Origin of the sequence: Streptomyces sp. TLI_105, assembly GCF_900105415.1 — a bacterium.
Lineage (GTDB): Bacteria > Actinomycetota > Actinomycetes > Streptomycetales > Streptomycetaceae > Streptomyces.
The window spans coordinates 387,349-402,454 of record NZ_FNSM01000001.1; the positions used below are offsets into that span (position 1 = coordinate 387,349).

Here is a 15,106-nt window from a genome sequence, read left to right on the forward strand (position 1 = left end):
GAGTGGGTCGGCGGCAGGGGCGGGCCGTCCCCCGCCCCTGCCGCCGGGTCATCGCGCGGTGATCCGCGCGTCGGTGAGGACCGGCGCGTCTCCGCGGTCCGCGGCCGTGGCCGTCAGCCGGTAGCCGTCGGGGGTGTCCCAGACGCGCAGCCGCAGGGTCTCCCCGGGGAAGAAGACCCCGGCGAAGCGGGTGCGGCAGGCGGCGACCGCGCTCGCGTCGCCGCCGAGGAGGCGGTCGGTGACGGCCTTGACCACCATCCCGAAGGTGCAGAGCCCGTGCAGGACGGGCCGGTCGCGGCCCGCGCGCCGGGCGGTGGCGGGATCGGCGTGCAGCGGGTTCCAGTCGCCGGTGAGCCGGTAGAGCAGGGCCTGCTGACGGAGCGTCGGGATCTCGGCCACCAGATCGGGCTCGCGGTCGGGGGCGGGGAGGCGCTCGGAGGGGCCGCGGTCACCGCCGAAGCCGCCCTCCCCGTGGACGAAGATCTGGTTGCGCTGGGTGACCAGCGGCTCGCCGTCCACGCCGAGGAGGGTGGACTCCTGGACGATGACGGCGGCCCTGCCCTTGTCGTGCACGGCCGCGGCTCGGGTGACCGCGGTCGCCCGGGCCGCGGTGGGCAGCGGGCGGTGCACGGTGATCTCCTGGCCGCCGTGCAGCACCTTCGCCAGGTCGATGTCGACGCCCGGCAGGTCGAAGACCTGGAAGCCGACGCCGCCGGTGCCGCCCGCGACGACCCCGAAGGTGGGCAGGACCTGGAGGCCCCGCTCGTGTCCTTCGTACACGTAGCGCAGTTCGCGCGGGTCGGTCTCGGGGACGCCGGCGCCGAGGGCGAGGTGGTAGAGCCGTACGTCGCGCTCGTCCCACCTGACGTCGGTGCGGACCGGCGGCGCGGAGGTCGCCTTCTCGACGTCGAGGGGCATCAGAAGGCCCCCACGGCGTAGCGGCTGCGGAAGAACAGCAGCGGCCGGCCGTCCTCGCCCGCGTGGAGCGCCACCACCTGCGCGGTGACCAGGTGGTGGTCCCCGGCCTCGTAGACCGCGTCGAGTGCGCACTCCACGTGGGCGAGGGCTCCCTCGATGCGTACGGTGCCGTGCTCCCCGGCGCCCCAGGGGACCCCGGCGAACTTGTCGGGGCCGCTGCGGCCGAGCGCGGCGCAGGTGGTCTGCTGGTCCTCGGCGAGGATGTTGACGCAGAAGCGGCCCGCGCGCTCGATCCTCGGCCAGCTGGTGGAGTTCTTGCCGACGGCCAGCATGACCAGCGGGGGGTCGAGGGAGAGGGAGGCGAAGGACTGGCAGGCGAAGCCGACGGGCTCCGCGCTGTCGGCGTCGAGCGTCGCCACCACCGTGATGCCGCTGGCGAAGCGGCCGAGCACGTCCCGGAACTCGGAGGGCGGGATCAGCCGTTCCACTGGTGGCCCCAGAAGCTGTCGGCGGTGATCTCCTTCGCGACCCAGGTGGCGGGGTCGACGACGAGGCCGTCCCAGCCGTACTCGACCTGGAAGCCGCCGGGGGCCTGGGCGTAGAAGGACACCATGCGGTCGTTGGTGTGGCGGCCGAGGCTGGACGCGATGGGGATGCCGGCGGCGTGCATGCGGTCGAGGCCGCGGCCCACGTCGTCGAGGGTCTCCAGCTCCACCATGAAGTGCACGATGCCGGGGGGCAGCGCGCCCGGGTAGAGACCGAGGCTGTGGTGGCGGCGGTTGGGGCTGAGGAAGTGCATCCAGTGGAAGTACCGCTGCTCGGTGGCGGTCGGGACGGCCTGCGGCGGCAGCTTCATCGAGTCGCGCAGCTGGAAGCCGAGCAGGTTCTCGTAGAAGTCGAGCGCGGCCTCGATGTCCGGCACGGGGATCACGACGTGGCCGAGGCCCAGGTCGCCGGTGACGAAGCGGTTGCCGTACGGGGAGCCGAGCGCGGTGTGGTCCTGCGCCTGGCCCCAGTAGATCTCCAGCGGGTTGCCGCCCGGGTCCGTCACGTGGATCAGACCCTGGACGCGGCGCTCGGCGAGTTCTGCGGGGTGGGCGGCCTTGACGGCGACACCGGCCGCCTCCAGCTCCTCGGCGGCGCGGGCGAGTGCGGCGGCGTTCGCCACCTCCCAGCCGGCCGCGAGGAGCCGATCGCTCTCGCCCGCCTGGATGACGATGCGGTGGGCGCGGTCGTCCAGGCGGAGGCAGAGGGTGTCCTCGGTGGTGCCGGATGCCTCCACCATGCCGAGGACGTCGAGCGCGTAACGGCGCCACTCGTCCAGGGTGGTGGTCTCCAGGCGCAGGTAGCCGAGAGCACGGATGTCCATGGTGTGCACCTCTTCGGTGGAAGGTTCAGTGGGAGAAGAAGTCGACGGCGAGGCGGTTGAACTCGTCGGCCTGCTCGGTCTGGGCCCAGTGGCCGCAGTGCGGGAAGACGTGCAGGCGGGCGTCGGGGATGGTCTTGAGGGCGACCAGCGCGCCGTCGAGGGGGTTGACGCGGTCCTCGCGGCCCCAGGTGAGGAGCACCGGGTGGGTGATCCGGTGGGCCTCGCGCCAGAGCATCGTGTCCCCGACCCAGGCCGGGTTGCCGAACGAGGCCGCCATCCGGGCGCTGCCGAGCCGGGTGTCGGGGTCGGTGGCCGAGGCCCAGCGCTCCTCGACGAGTTCGTCGGTGACGATCGACTGGTCGTACGCCATGACGCCGAGGAAGGCGCGCAGTTGCTCCCGGGTGGGCTCGGGCGAGGCGTTGAACTCGAAGAGCCGCTTGATGCCCTCGGTCGGGTCGGGGGCGAAGAGGTTGACGGAGACCCCGCCGGGGCCCATCAGGAGGAGCTTGCCGACCTTGTCCGGGTGGTTCAGGGCCATGCGGACGGCGGTGCCGCCGCCGAGGGAGTTGCCGATGAAGTGCGCGCGCCGGATGCCCAGCTCGTCCATGAGGGCGGCGACGGCGTCCGCGCTGTAGCTGAAGTAGTCCTTGTCGAGCTCCGGCTTGTCCGAGCGGCCGAAGCAGGGCTGGTCGACGAGCAGGGTGCGGAAGTGCTCGGCGAAGACGGGGAGGTTGCGGCCGAAGTTGCTCCAGGCGGAGGCGCCGGGGCCGCCGCCGTGCAGCATGATCACGACGGGCGCCTCGGCGGCCCGGCCGGCGGGCGCGGCCTCGTGGTAGTGGAGGGTGAGCCCGGCCGCCTCGGCGGTGCGGGAGGTCGACTCGTGGGTGAGCTCTGCCATCGTCGGCGCCTCTCAGGCCATGGTGTCTTGGATGTCGATGCCGAGCGCGCTCTGCCCGTACATGACGAGGGCCCGCTCGGGGTCGTTGGCGGCGTGGCCGCGGCCGGTGTGGGCGTCGCGCCAGGCGCGCTGGACGAGGCCGGGGCCGGTGCGCATGGCGCTGCCGCCGGAGTTCTCCATGAGCAGGTCGACCGCGGCGACGGAGCGTTCGGTGGCGAGCACCTGGTCGCGGCGGGTGCGCGTGCGCAGCTCCATCGGGATCTCCTCGCCGTGCTCGGCGAGGGCGTACATCTCGCCCATGTTGCGGGTCAGCTGCAGCCAGCTCGCGTCGATGTCGCTGGCGGCGCGGGCGATGCGGACCTGTGCGAAGGGGTCCTCGGCGACCTTCTGCCCGTACGAGACGCGGAACCGCTGCCGGGTGGCCTCGGCGTAGGAGTCGAAGGCGCCCTCGGCGATGCCGACGATCGGGGTGGAGATGGTGGTGGTGAACACCCCGGCGTACGGCAGCCGGTACAGCGGCTCGGGGTTGACCTCGTGGCCGGGCACCTTCAGGGCGGTGACCGGGCCGAAGCTCAGGGCGCGGTGGTCGGGGACGAAGACGTCCTCGACGACGACGTCGTTGCTGCCGGTGCCGCGCAGGCCGACGGTGTCCCAGACGTCGTCGACGCGGTAGTCGGACCGGGGGATCAGGAAGGTGCGCATGTCGACCGGGTTGCCCTCGCCGTCGGTGACGAGGCAGCCGAGGAGCGCCCAGCGGGCGTGGTCGCAGCCGGAGGAGAAGTGCCACCGGCCGGAGAGCCGGAAGCCGCCGTCGACGGCGGTGGCCTTGCCGGTGGGGGCGTACGAGGAGGCGATGCGGGTCTTGGGGTCCTGCCCCCACACCTCCTGCTGGGCGCGGGGGTCGAACAGGGCGACGTGCCAGGGGTGGACGCCGACCACGGAGGCGACCCAGCCGGTCGAGCCGCACGCCTTGGCGATCTCCTTGACCGCCGTGTAGAAGACCACCGGGTCGGCCGCGCGGCCGCCGAAGGCCTTGGGCTGGAGCAGCTGGAAGAAGCCGGTGTCCTCCAACTCCTTGACGGAGGTGTCGGGCACGCGCCGCAGCGTCTCGGCCTCGGCCGCGCGGTCGCGCAGGGCGGGAGCGAGGTCACGGATCGCTGCCAGGACGTCATCGGCCATGGGGCATCCCCTTTCGGGTCGTGGTGGGGGAATGCCAGGACCGTACGGCGTGCCGTACGGCGGCGAAATGCGCTGCTCCCACTGAGCGGGAACCCCGCGGGGAGGCTCCGCCGGGACGGGACGGAGCGGGTTCACCGGGACGGGCCGAGGGCGGGACGACGGGCCGCGACGGCGGAGTCGGGAGGACGGGGCGGGACGACGGAGTCGGGACGACAGGTCGGGACGACGGGTCAGAGCGACGGGGCGGGCCGTCGTGTCGGAGCGGGTTCCGTCCGCCGTCGTGTCGGAAGGGGTGTGTCCGCTCGTCAGAGCATCGGGTCGTGGACGTCCATGCCGAGGGCGTCCTGGGCGTAGAGGACCAGGGCCCGCTCCACGTCGTTGGCCGCCTGGCCGCGGCCGGTGTGCAGGTCGCGCCAGGCCCTCTGCAGGACGTCGTCGCCCACGCGCAGCGGCCCTCGGCCGGCGTTCTCCATGAGCAGGTCCACGGCGGTGATGGCGCGTTCGGTGGCGAGCGCCTGGTCGCGGCGGGTGCGGGCGCGCAGTTCCCTCGGGATCTCCGCGCCGCCGCGCGCGACCGCGTACAGCTCCGCCATGTTGCGGGCGAGCTGCAGCCGGGCGGCGTCGATCTCGCCGGCGGCGCGGGCGATGCGCACCTGGGCGAAGGGGTCCTCGGCGGCCCCCCGGCCGGGCTCGGCCCGGAGGCGCTCGCGGGCGGCGGTGATCTGGTCCTCGTGGGCGCCTTCGGCGATGCCGACCATCGCGGTGGAGATGGCGGTGGTGAAGACGGCCGCGTACGGCAGCCGGTACAGCGGTTCGGGGTGGACGTCGTGCCCGGGGCAGCGCAGCACGGTCACCGGGCCGTAGCCGAGCGCCCGGTGGGCGGGGACGAAGGCGTCCTCGACGAGGATGTCGTTGCTGCCGCTGCCGCGCAGCCCGACCGTGTCCCACACGTCGTCGACGCGGTAGTCGGCGCTCGGCACCAGGAAGGTCAGCATGTCGACCGGGCGGCCCTCGCCGTCGGTGACGAGACCGCCGAGGAGCGCCCAGCGGGCGTGGTCGCAGCCGGCGGAGAAGTGCCACCGGCCGGAGAGCCGGAAGCCGCCGTCGACGGGGGTGACCTTCCCGGTGGGGGCGTGGGAGGAGCAGATCCGGGTGGATTCGTCCGCGCCCCAGACCTCCTCCTGTGCCCGGGGGTCGAACTGGGCCACGTACCAGGGGTGGACGCCGAGGACCGACGCCGCCCAGCCGGTCGATCCGCAGGCCTTGGCGATCTCGTGCACGGCGGCGTAGAAGACGGCGGGGTCGGCGGCGAGTCCGCCGTACGCCCCGGGCCGGAGCAGCCGGAAGAAGCCGGCGGCCTCCAGTTCCCCGACGGAGGCGTCGGGCACCCGGCGCAGGGCCTCCGCCTCGGCCGCGCGCTCGCGCAGGGCGGGGGCGAGGGCGCGGACCGCCGCGAGGACGTCGTCGTCGCACATGGGCGCCCCTCTCGGATCCGGTCCGGTCGTGCCGTGACGAGAAGGAACCTACGCGTTACTGTTCCGAGACGGAACTCCCCCTTCCCAGCGCCCGTCATCCTCTGGCAATCTCCACGCAATACCGGAGATTACGGACCCAGCCACGGGCCATTCGGCTGTGCTGTCCGTGTGGGAGGTGCCGATGACGACCAGTGCTGTCGAGCCTGTCGAGGCCGGGATGCCGCCTCTGTCCCTGCTGGAGAAGGCGGCGAAGGTGCTGAGCGCCTTCGAGAGCGCGGGGCCCCGGCTCACCCTCACCGAGGTCGTGCAGCGCTCGGGCATCCGCCGCTCCTCCGCGCACCGCATCCTCGACCAGCTGGTGCAGCTGCGCTGGCTGGAGCGCGAGGGCCGCGACTACCGTCTCGGCATGGGCATGCTGGAGCTCGGCGCCATGGCCTCGCACCACAACCGGCTCCGCCGGGCGGCACTGCCCCATCTGCACGCGCTGCACGAGTCCACCGGCCACCTGGTGCACCTGACGGTGCTCGACGGCTCCGAGGTGGTCTATCTGGAGCGCATCGGCGGTTCGGACGACTCCGTCGTGCCCTCGCGCATGGGCGGGCGGCAGCCGGCGTACTGCACGGCCTCGGGCAAGGCGATCCTGGCCTTCGGCGACGGAACGCCGGTGGAGCAGGTGATCCGGGACGGGCTGCGGGCACGTACCCCGCGCACCATCACCCGCCCCGAGTCCTTCCGCCGTGAGCTGGCGATGACGCGGGAGCGCGGCGTGGCCTTCGACCACGAGGAGGGGTACCGGGGGGTCTTCTGCGTGGCCGCCCCGCTGCGCGGCGCCGGCCGGGCCATCGCCGCGATCTCGGTGAGCGGCCACGGCGTCCACCGGGAGATGGAGCGGCTGGCCCCGGCCGTGCGCGGCTGCGCGCGGTCGGTGTGGCAGTCGATGTTCGGGCCGGGGCGGCAGCCGGAGAAGCGGGCCCAGCCGGTCGGCGCGGGGCCCGTGGGGCTTCCGCAGCCCTCGATGGACAACATGATGGCCTGGCTGCGCTTCAGCGACTGGATGTGAAGCGCGCCCGCAGGGCGGCGAGGCCGGTGCCGTACGTGCCGTCCCCGAAGACCGACTCCACCCGGGGCACGACGTCGTCCGTGCTCCGGTAGGCGGCGGACCACCGGACCTCGGCGCCGTCGGGGTGCGGACGCACGGCGAGCGTCGCCACGTAGTCGTGGACCGGGAGCATGACGGGGTCGAGGAGGGTGTAGCGGTACGAGCGGGCGGCCGCGTCACGGTCGAGCAGGCGCTCCCGGGCGACGGCCTCGCCGTCGACGGCGAAGACCCTGACGGTGCCGGGGACGGCGGGGTCGCCGCCGCCCTCCAGGGTGGACGGCGGCACGTGGGGATGCCAGTCGGCGAGGGCGCCGAAGTGGCCGATGACGGCCCACACGGCGTCGGGGGTGGCCGGGACGACGGCGGAGCGTTCGAGCGTACGGGGGTTCACGGGCGTCTCCTCGTTGCGGGGGTTCACGGGCGTCTCCTGGTGACGGGGGTTCACGGGCATCGCCTGGTGACGGGGGCTCACGGGCGTCTCCTCGTGACGCGTACGGGTACGGGTGTGCGGCGAGGGGCACCCGCACGGGTGCCCCTCCAGGTCCTGTCGTCAGGTGTCCTCGTACGGATCGTCACCAGGTGCGGTCGCCGCGCAGGACCGCGTCGGCGCCCCCGTCGGCGAAGACGACCTGCCCGGTCACGAGGGCGTTCTCGGGCGAGGCCAACCACGCGATGAGCGGGGCGATCTGCTCGGGGCGGGCGTGGCCGTGCAGCGGCATCGGCACACTCCGCTCGACGAGCCCCCGCATCTCGGGGTCGTCGAGCAGCGGCCGGGTCAGGGGCGTGACGACCACACCGGGGGCCACGGCGTTGAGCGGGACGCCGTCGCCGGCCCACGCCTCGGTGGGGGCGGCGCGCCGGACCCAGCGGGAGATCGCCGCCTTGGACGAGGAGTAGACGAGGTGGCCCTCGCCGCGGTCGACGGCCGCCCGTGAGGCGCCCACCGCCGCCTCCTCGTCCCCGGCGAGCGCGGCGTCCACGATCGCGGGGTCGACCGGGTGGACGGAGTCGATGGATCCGACGACCACGGCCCGGGGATCGGTGCCGGCCACGAGCAGCGGACGCAGTCCGTCGAGCGTGGCCACGGCACCGAAGTGGTTCACCCTGACGGTGAGGGGGTCGAAGTGGGCGACGCCCGCGCAGGAGACGACGGCGTCGAGACGGCCGCCGGTCAGCTCGCGGGCGCGGGCGACGAGTTCGGCCCGACCCTCGGCGGTGGACAGGTCGGCGCGGATGTCTCCGTCGGCGAGGTCGGCGCCGATGACGGTGTGGCCGCGCTGCCGCAGGAGGTCGGCGGTGGCCTTGCCGATGCCGGAGGCGGCTCCGGTGACCAGGCAGGTTCGGGACATGACGGTCTCCTCGTCAGGAGTAGGTGATCTCGACCCGGTCGGTGAGGGGGAGGGCCTGGCAGGCCAGGACGTACCCCTCGGCGATGTCCTGGTCGTCCAGGACGTCGTTGCGGAGCATCTTGACCTCGCCGGCCACGACACGGCAGGTGCAGGCGCTGCAGGCGCCCTCCCGGCAGGAGTACGGGGCGTCCACACCCGCGGCGATGAGCACGTCGAGCAGGGGCGCCGTCGGCGGCCAGGCGACCGTGCGGGTCTCGCCGTCGAGCTCGACCTCGGCGGTCGCACCGCCCTCGGTCGCCGTGTCCTGCGGCACCTCGGGGGCGTCGAAGACGTCCGCGCCGAGGGAGAAGAACCGCTCCCGGTGGATGCGGTCGCCGGGCGCGCCGAGCGTGCGCAGGGCCTGCTCGACGGCGTCCATGAGCGGCTGCGGGCCGCATACGAAGGCCTCGCGGTCGGCGTACGGCGCGAGCGCGGCGGCCAGCCGGTCCACGGAGGGCAGGCCCTGGAGCGACTCCAGCCAGTGGAGCACGAGCAGCCGGTCCGGGTGGTCCTGGGTCAGTGTCCGCAGTTCGTCGCGGAAGACGACCGAGGACTCGTCGCGGTTGGCGTACAACAGCACCACCCTGCCCCGGCCGTCGGCCAGGGCCGACTTGGCGATCGACAGGACCGGGGTGATGCCGCTGCCTCCGGCGACGAGCAGCAGGTCGTCGTCGAGGGAGTCCGGGGTGAAGGTGCCGGCCGGGGGCAGCACCTCCAGCTCGTCCCCGGCCGCCAGCCGGTCGCAGACCCAGTTGGAGCCGTACCCGCCGGCGACCCGCTTGACGGTGATCTTCAGGGGCTCGCCGGTGTGGGGCGAGCTGGCGAGGGAATAGCAGCGGGCGGCCGGCCTCCCGTCGGCACCGGGCAGCTTCAGGGTGAGGAACTGCCCGGGGCGGTACGTGAAGCGGTCCGCGCTCTCCGCCGGTGCCTGGAGCACCAGGGAGTGCGCGTCGGCCGTCTCGGCGATGACCTCGACGACGCGCAGCCGGTGGGTGCGAGAGCTGGTCGTGGGCTCAGGCATCGTCAGCCTCCGTGGTTGCGGTACCTGCCCTGCCGGGCTCCGGGGAGCCGGGCAGGGAGGTTCCGGACTCCAGGGAGCCGGACTCCGAAGTGCCCGACTCCAGGGTGCCGACCGTCAGGGTTCCGTCCTCCACCGCGCGGTCGATGCTCGCCCGCAGGGCCCGGCAGGTCCGCATCCGGGCGGTGGTCACGCCCGGGCGCACCCGGTCGCGGAACTCCGCGCAGGCGACGGCCGCGTCGGCCGTCCACTGCACGGAGGTGTGGGCGACGCTGAACTTCTCGCACAGGACCTGGTTGCCGCAGGCCGCGCACTCCACCGCTCGCATGTCAGGCTCCGCTTTCCGTCTCCGCCGCGCGGCGCGCGAGGTTCTCCTCGACCTCGGCGCGCCATGCCGTGTTGGCGCGCTGGGTGTCGATCTCGAACTCGAAGCGACGGGTCATCTCGTCCTTGACGTCGGCGGCGTCGACGTAGAACTGCTCGTACCAGCGGCGCAGTTGGTAGACGGGTCCGTCCTCCTCGGTGAGCAGGGGATTGTCGATCCGGGTCTTGTTCCGCCAGATCTCCACGTCCTGCTCGAAGCCGACGGTGGCCCCCTCGGCGGTGAGCCGCGCGGCCTCCGCGGCCTGCGCGTCCGTCATCCCGGGCAGCCGCTTCACGATCGCCCCGTACTGGAGCAGGAAGCTGTTCGCGTCGATCGGGTAGTGGCAGTTGATCAGGACGATCTCCATCTCCGCGCCGCCGCCGACGTCGCTGTAGAGGTGGTCGATCATGTAGGAGGGGCCGTAGTAGGAGGCGTCGGAGCGCAGACGGCCGGAGCTGAGGGTGCCCAGTTCCATGTCCCCGCGGGGGCTGCTCTCCATGTACTGCGTGGCGACGTGGCCGTCGAAGACGTTCTTGAAGTACTCGGGGAAGGCGTAGTGGACGTAGTAGAAGTGCGCCATGTCCACGACGTTGTCCACGATCTCGCGGCAGTTGGCGCCCTCGACCCGGAGGGTCTTCCAGGTCCAGTCGCTCCACTGGTCGGCGTCCGGGCCGTGGATGCCCGCGATCTCGGGGACGGTCACCTCGGGGGGCGGGGGGTTGCCCTCCGGGTCGTTCCAGACGAAGAGCTGCCTGTTCCGCTCCAGGGAGGTCCAGGCGCGGGTCCTGGCGCGCGGGGGGACCCGGCGGGCGTACGGGATCCCGGCGCAGCGACCGTCGCCCGACCAGCGCCAGTCGTGGAAGGGGCAGGCGACGGCGTCGCCCTTCACGCTGCCCTGGGCGAGGTTGCCGCCCATGTGCGGGCAGTAGGCGTTCAGGACGTGCAGCAGGCCGTCGTCCTGTCCCTGGAAGACCACCAGCTTGGTGCCGAAGGCCTCGATCTCGTGCGGCTTTCCGTCCTTGAAGGCTTCGGCGAGGCCGAGGCAGTGCCAGCCGCGGGCGAACCGCGTCGGCGGCCTGCCCGCGTCGATGACCCGGACCTCGTCGTTGAGAGCAGTCATCTCGTCCCTCCGGTTGCTGTCTCTGTTCGGTTCAGTGCTGTGCGGCGAGTTCGACGGCGATGTCGATGAGCTGGTCCTCCTGGCCGCCGACCAGGCGGCGCTCGCCGGCGCGCAGGAGGATCTCGGCGCCGGAGACGCCGTAGCGCTCGGCCTGCCGGTAGGCGTGCTTGAGGAAGCTGGAGTAGACGCCGGCGTGGCCCATCAGGAGGGCGAGCCGGTCGAGCCGGCACTCGTCGTCCATGACGGGGCGGACCACGTCCTCGGCCGCGTCGATGATCTTCAGTACGTCGACGTCGGTACGGATGCCCATCTTGGCGCAGACGGCGACCAGGGCCTCGACGGCGGTGTTGCCCGCCCCGGCGCCGAGCCGGCGGGTGGAGCCGTCGATCTGCAGGGCTCCGGCCTTGATGGCGGCGATGGAGTTGCCGGTGCCGAGGGCCAGGTTCTCGTGACCGTGGAAGCCGACCTGGGCGTCGTCGCCGAGCTCGGAGACCAGGGCCTCGACCCGGGCGGTGACGTCGTCCATGACCATGGCGCCGGCCGAGTCGACGACGTACACGCACTGGCAGCCCGCGTCGGCCATGATCCTGCCCTGCCGGGCCAGCTTCTCGGGGGTCGTGGAGTGGGCCATCATCAGGAAGCCGACGGTCTCCAGGCCCATCTCCCGGGCGAGGCCGAAGTGTTGGTCCGCGATGTCGGCCTCGGTGCAGTGGGTGGCGATGCGGCAGATGCCCGCGCCGTTGCCGTGGGCGGCCCGGATGTCGTCCTTGACGCCGAGTCCGGGCAGCATCAGGAAGGCGATCCGGGCCCTCCGCGCGGTCTCCACCGCGACCTTGATCAGCTCCTGCTCGGGGGTCTTGGAGAAGCCGTAGTTGAAGGAGGATCCGCCGAGTCCGTCGCCGTGCGTCACCTCGATCACGGGGACGCCGGCGTCGTCGAGGGCGGCGACGACGGACCGTACGTCGTCGGTGGTGAACTGGTGCCGCTTGGCGTGCGAGCCGTCGCGCAGCGAGGAGTCGGTGATCCGGATGTCGAGGGTGTCCGAGTAGGGCATGCGATGTGCTCCTTACGCGCCCGGGGCGAGGAGCGCCTTGGCGAACTCCTCGCCGACCTTGGTGGCGGCGGCGGTCATGATGTCGAGGTTTCCGGCGTAGGGCGGCAGGTAGTCGCCCGCGCCCTCCACCTCCAGGAAGATCGCGACGCGTGCCGTCCCGCCGTTCTCGGGGCTCGGGTCGTCGAACTGCGGTTCGGCGCGCAGCCGGTAGCCGGGGACGTACGTGGCGACCTGCTCGGCGATCTCCTTGACGGAGAGGGTGATGGCGTCCCGGTCGGCGTCCTCGGGGATGGCGCAGAAGACGGTGTCGCGCATGATGACGGGCGGCTCGGCCGGGTTGAGGATGATGATGGCCTTGCCGCGCCCGGCGCCGCCGATGGTCTCGATGCCGCGTGAGGTGGTGCGGGTGAACTCGTCGATGTTCGCCCGGGTTCCGGGGCCGGCCGAGACGGAGGCCACCGAGGCGACGATCTCCGCGTACGGCACGGGGACGACGCGCGAGACCGCGTACACCATGGGGATGGTGGCCTGTCCGCCGCAGGTGATCATGTTGACGTTGGGCCGGTCGAGGTGCTCGTGGAGATTGGCGGGCGGTACGACGGCGGGGCCGACGGCGGCCGGGGTCAGGTCGACCGCCTTGATGCCGAGCTCCGCGTAGCGCGGGGCGTTGGCCCGGTGGACGTAGGCGCTGGTGGCCTCGAAGACGATGTCGGGCCTCTCGTCCTGGGCGAGCAGCCGGTCGACGCCTTCGTGGCTGGCCTCCAGGCCGGCGCGGGCGGCGCGGGCGAGGCCCTCGCTGTCGGGGTCGACGCCGATCATCCAGCGGGGTTCGACGTGCTCGGAGCGCAGCAGCTTGTACAGCAGGTCGGTGCCGATGTTGCCGGAACCGACGATGGCGGCGGTCGCCTTTGTCTTGATGGTCATGATCACCTCAGATGAACGAGAGGGAGACGGAGCCAAGGCCGGTGAACTCGGCGGTGAAGGTCGCCCCGGCCGCCACGTCGACGGCCCGGGTGCACGAGCCGGGCAGCACCACGTGCCCCTTCTTCAGGGGGACGCCGAAGCGGGCGACGGTACGGGCGAGCCAGGCGACGGAGCGGGCCGGGTCACCGAGCACGGCGTCGCTGCGGCCCTCGGCGAGGAGCTCCCCGCCGGCGGTCAGCCGGGCGTCGATCGCCCTGAGGTCGAGCTCGCGGGGATCCCGGCCCTCCCCGATGACGTACCCGGCGGAGGAGGCGTTGTCCGCGATGGTGTCGGCGATGGTGATCCGCCAGTCCCGGATCCTGCTGTCGATCAGCTCCAGGGCGGGCACGACGCGCTCGGTCGCGGCGAGGACGTCCGCCGGGGTGCAGGTCTCGCCCGGCAGGTCGTCGCCGAGGACGAAGCCGACCTCGACCTCGACGCGGGGGTGGCAGTAACGGGCGACGGGGACGGGGTCGTGGGGCCGCAGCTCCATGTCGTGGAGCAGATGGCCGTAGTCCGGTTCGTCGACGCCCATCATCCGCTGCATGACCGGCGAGGACAGGCCGACCTTGTGACCGCGCACCTCCGCGCCGGCCGCGAGGCGGTGGCGGATGTTGACGAGCTGGATCTCGTACGCGTCCTCGGTGCCGATGCCGGGGAACGCGTCGGTCAGCGGGGCGATCGGCGTGACGTGCTGTTCGGCGGAGCGGAGCAGCTCGGCCGCCTCGTGTCTCTGGCGGTCCGTGAGCATGGCGGGTCCCTCCTGCGGGGCGGTTGGGGCTGTCCGGGGAGGCTAGGACGGGGCCGCCGCCTGCCGGGAGCGCCAGTTCCCGGTGAGCGGGAAAGGCCCACCACCACCCGTGCGGGCACGCACCGCCGGGCGGTTCCCACCCGCCGTGTGGGCGGCGCCCTGTGGTGCGGGACGCGCCTCCGCCCGTGCGGGCTATACGCCCGGCTGGGCGGTGCCCCCGCCCCGTGCGGGCGCGCCCGCGGGGGCGCGGCTCCTCCCTCCCTCCCCCCCGCCCGTGTGGGCAATCGTCCCGCTGGGGCGGGACGGGTGGGCACACGGGACGGCGCGCTCAGCGGCGCCTCCGCGTTCCGCGCCTGGACCCGCACCACGCGTGCGGCGCACGTTCCGGTGCGGGTTGAGGCGCGGGAGCCTAGGCCCGGCAAGGGGCGCCGTTCCGTTGTGCCCACCCGTTCCGCCCCAGCGGAACGCATGCCCACAACGAGGGCGCGGGGGTGGGCACCGCCCCGGCGGGCGCGCTCGCAACGGGGCGGAGTCGCCCGGCGGAACGGCGTCCATCGACAGGGGCGCTCAGCGGGTGCCGTAGACCGGGTGCGGTGGTGCCGAGTCCGCGAGGAGTTTCAGGGTCGTTTCGCCCGCCTCCGCCGGGGTCCAGCGGGCGCCCTTGTCGGCCGTCGGGCCGGGACGCCAGCCTTCCATGACCGTGATCCGCCCCGCCTCCGCCTCGAAGACCCGCCCCGTCACCCCGGCCGAGGCGGCGGAGCCGAGCCAGACGACGAGCGGGGAGACGTTCTCCGGGGCCATCGCGTCGAAGCCGGCTCCCGAAGGCGCGGCCATGGTCTCGGCGAAGGTCTGCTCGGTCATCCGGGTGCGGGCGGCGGGGGCGATCGCGTTGGCCTGGACCCCGTACCGGCCCATCTCGGCGGCGGCGACGAGGGTGAGGCCGACGATCCCGGCCTTGGCGGCGGCGTAGTTGCCCTGGCCGACGCTGCCGAGCAGGCCCGCGCCGGAGCTGGTGTTGATCACGCGGGCGACGGGCTCGCGTCCGGCCTTGGCCTCGGCCCGCCAGTGCGCGGCGGCGTGCTTGAGCGGCAGGAAGTGGCCCTTGAGGTGGACGCGCATGACGGCGTCCCAGTCGTCCTCGTCGAGGTTGACCAGCATGCGGTCGCGCAGGAAGCCGGCGTTGTTGACGAGGGTGTCGAGGCGGCCGAACGCGTCCAGGGCGGTGGCGACGAGCGAGGCCGCGCCGTCGGCGGTGGCGACGTCGCCGCCGTGGGCGACCGCCTCCCCGCCGCAGGCCGTGATCTCGTCGACGACCTGCTGGGCGGGCCCCGCGCCGCCTCCGGTGCCGTCGAGGCCGACGCCGAGGTCGTTGACGACGACCTTGGCGCCTTCGGCGGCGAAGGCGAGCGCGTGCGCGCGGCCGAGGCCGCGGCCGGCGCCGGTGACGATGACGACGCGTCCGTTGCACAGTCCTGTCATGGCGGGTGCCTTTCGATGAGGGCTGAGGGGG

At 73.2% G+C, this 15,106-nt stretch carries 16 protein-coding genes; 1 reads left to right on the forward strand and 15 read right to left on the reverse strand.

Annotated features, from left to right (window positions below):
• Window positions 1–48: 48 nt before the first annotated feature.
• The 6 genes from BLW86_RS01965 to hsaA (BLW86_RS01990) all read right to left on the reverse strand — a co-directional run bounded on the left by BLW86_RS01965 (window position 49) and on the right by hsaA (BLW86_RS01990) (window position 5,839).
• A complete protein-coding gene (locus BLW86_RS01965; RefSeq protein ID WP_093872384.1) occupies window positions 49–918 on the reverse strand; it encodes a MaoC/PaaZ C-terminal domain-containing protein in 870 nt (289 codons plus the stop codon).
• Window positions 918–1,406, reverse strand: a complete 489-nt coding sequence (locus BLW86_RS01970) for a flavin reductase family protein (protein ID WP_093872385.1) — start codon at window positions 1,404–1,406, stop codon at window positions 918–920. Before BLW86_RS01970 ends, BLW86_RS01965 begins: the two co-directional genes overlap by 1 nt.
• Window positions 1,394–2,287, reverse strand: a complete 894-nt coding sequence (locus BLW86_RS01975; RefSeq protein WP_093872386.1) for a VOC family protein — start codon at window positions 2,285–2,287, stop codon at window positions 1,394–1,396. Before BLW86_RS01975 ends, BLW86_RS01970 begins: the two co-directional genes overlap by 13 nt.
• 25 nt (window positions 2,288–2,312) lie before the next feature.
• Window positions 2,313–3,185 carry a 4,5:9,10-diseco-3-hydroxy-5,9,17-trioxoandrosta-1(10),2-diene-4-oate hydrolase gene (gene hsaD / locus BLW86_RS01980; RefSeq protein ID WP_093872387.1) on the reverse strand — a complete coding sequence of 291 codons (873 nt, stop codon included), beginning with the start codon at window positions 3,183–3,185 and terminating at the stop codon, window positions 2,313–2,315.
• Between the two features lie 12 nt (window positions 3,186–3,197).
• On the reverse strand, window positions 3,198–4,364 hold the full coding sequence (gene hsaA, locus BLW86_RS01985; protein WP_093872388.1) for a 3-hydroxy-9,10-secoandrosta-1,3,5(10)-triene-9,17-dione monooxygenase oxygenase subunit: 1,167 nt from the start codon (window positions 4,362–4,364) through the stop codon (window positions 3,198–3,200).
• A gap of 305 nt (window positions 4,365–4,669) precedes the next feature.
• Window positions 4,670–5,839: a 3-hydroxy-9,10-secoandrosta-1,3,5(10)-triene-9,17-dione monooxygenase oxygenase subunit gene (gene hsaA, locus BLW86_RS01990; protein ID WP_093872389.1), complete on the reverse strand. Its 1,170-nt coding sequence runs from the start codon at window positions 5,837–5,839 to the stop codon at window positions 4,670–4,672.
• A gap of 181 nt (window positions 5,840–6,020) precedes the next feature.
• On the opposite strand from hsaA (BLW86_RS01990), the gene BLW86_RS01995 reads away from it, so the two are divergent.
• Window positions 6,021–6,899, forward strand: a complete 879-nt coding sequence (locus tag BLW86_RS01995; RefSeq protein WP_256341169.1) for an IclR family transcriptional regulator — start codon at window positions 6,021–6,023, stop codon at window positions 6,897–6,899.
• Here the strand turns inward: BLW86_RS01995 and BLW86_RS02000 are convergent.
• The 9 genes from BLW86_RS02000 to BLW86_RS02040 all read right to left on the reverse strand — a co-directional run bounded on the left by BLW86_RS02000 (window position 6,883) and on the right by BLW86_RS02040 (window position 15,075).
• Window positions 6,883–7,410: an SRPBCC family protein gene (locus tag BLW86_RS02000; RefSeq protein ID WP_256341170.1), complete on the reverse strand. Its 528-nt coding sequence runs from the start codon at window positions 7,408–7,410 to the stop codon at window positions 6,883–6,885. The two genes, BLW86_RS01995 and BLW86_RS02000, sit on opposite strands and share 17 nt — an antisense overlap.
• A 100-nt stretch (window positions 7,411–7,510) precedes the next feature.
• Window positions 7,511–8,287 carry an SDR family oxidoreductase gene (locus BLW86_RS02005; protein ID WP_093872392.1) on the reverse strand — a complete coding sequence of 259 codons (777 nt, stop codon included), beginning with the start codon at window positions 8,285–8,287 and terminating at the stop codon, window positions 7,511–7,513.
• Between the two features lie 13 nt (window positions 8,288–8,300).
• Window positions 8,301–9,347 carry a ferredoxin--NADP reductase gene (locus BLW86_RS02010; RefSeq protein ID WP_093872393.1) on the reverse strand — a complete coding sequence of 349 codons (1,047 nt, stop codon included), beginning with the start codon at window positions 9,345–9,347 and terminating at the stop codon, window positions 8,301–8,303.
• Entirely contained in the window at window positions 9,340–9,672 is a 333-nt protein-coding gene (locus tag BLW86_RS42520) for a hypothetical protein (RefSeq protein WP_218137998.1), read from the reverse strand. Before BLW86_RS42520 ends, BLW86_RS02010 begins: the two co-directional genes overlap by 8 nt.
• Before the next feature lies 1 nt (window position 9,673).
• On the reverse strand, window positions 9,674–10,828 hold the full coding sequence (locus tag BLW86_RS02020; RefSeq protein WP_093872394.1) for a 3-ketosteroid-9-alpha-monooxygenase, oxygenase component: 1,155 nt from the start codon (window positions 10,826–10,828) through the stop codon (window positions 9,674–9,676).
• A gap of 31 nt (window positions 10,829–10,859) precedes the next feature.
• Window positions 10,860–11,882, reverse strand: a complete 1,023-nt coding sequence (gene dmpG / locus BLW86_RS02025; RefSeq protein WP_093872395.1) for a 4-hydroxy-2-oxovalerate aldolase — start codon at window positions 11,880–11,882, stop codon at window positions 10,860–10,862.
• 12 nt (window positions 11,883–11,894) lie between these two features.
• Complete coding sequence (locus BLW86_RS02030; protein WP_218137999.1) at window positions 11,895–12,806, reverse strand: acetaldehyde dehydrogenase (acetylating); 912 nt, start codon at window positions 12,804–12,806, stop codon at window positions 11,895–11,897.
• Between the two features lie 7 nt (window positions 12,807–12,813).
• The gene (locus BLW86_RS02035; protein WP_093872396.1) at window positions 12,814–13,596 is read right to left on the reverse strand and encodes a 2-keto-4-pentenoate hydratase; all 783 of its coding nucleotides are present in this window, start codon (window positions 13,594–13,596) and stop codon (window positions 12,814–12,816) included.
• A 567-nt stretch (window positions 13,597–14,163) separates the two neighbouring features.
• The gene (locus BLW86_RS02040; protein ID WP_093872397.1) at window positions 14,164–15,075 is read right to left on the reverse strand and encodes an SDR family oxidoreductase; all 912 of its coding nucleotides are present in this window, start codon (window positions 15,073–15,075) and stop codon (window positions 14,164–14,166) included.
• Window positions 15,076–15,106: the final 31 nt, after the last annotated feature.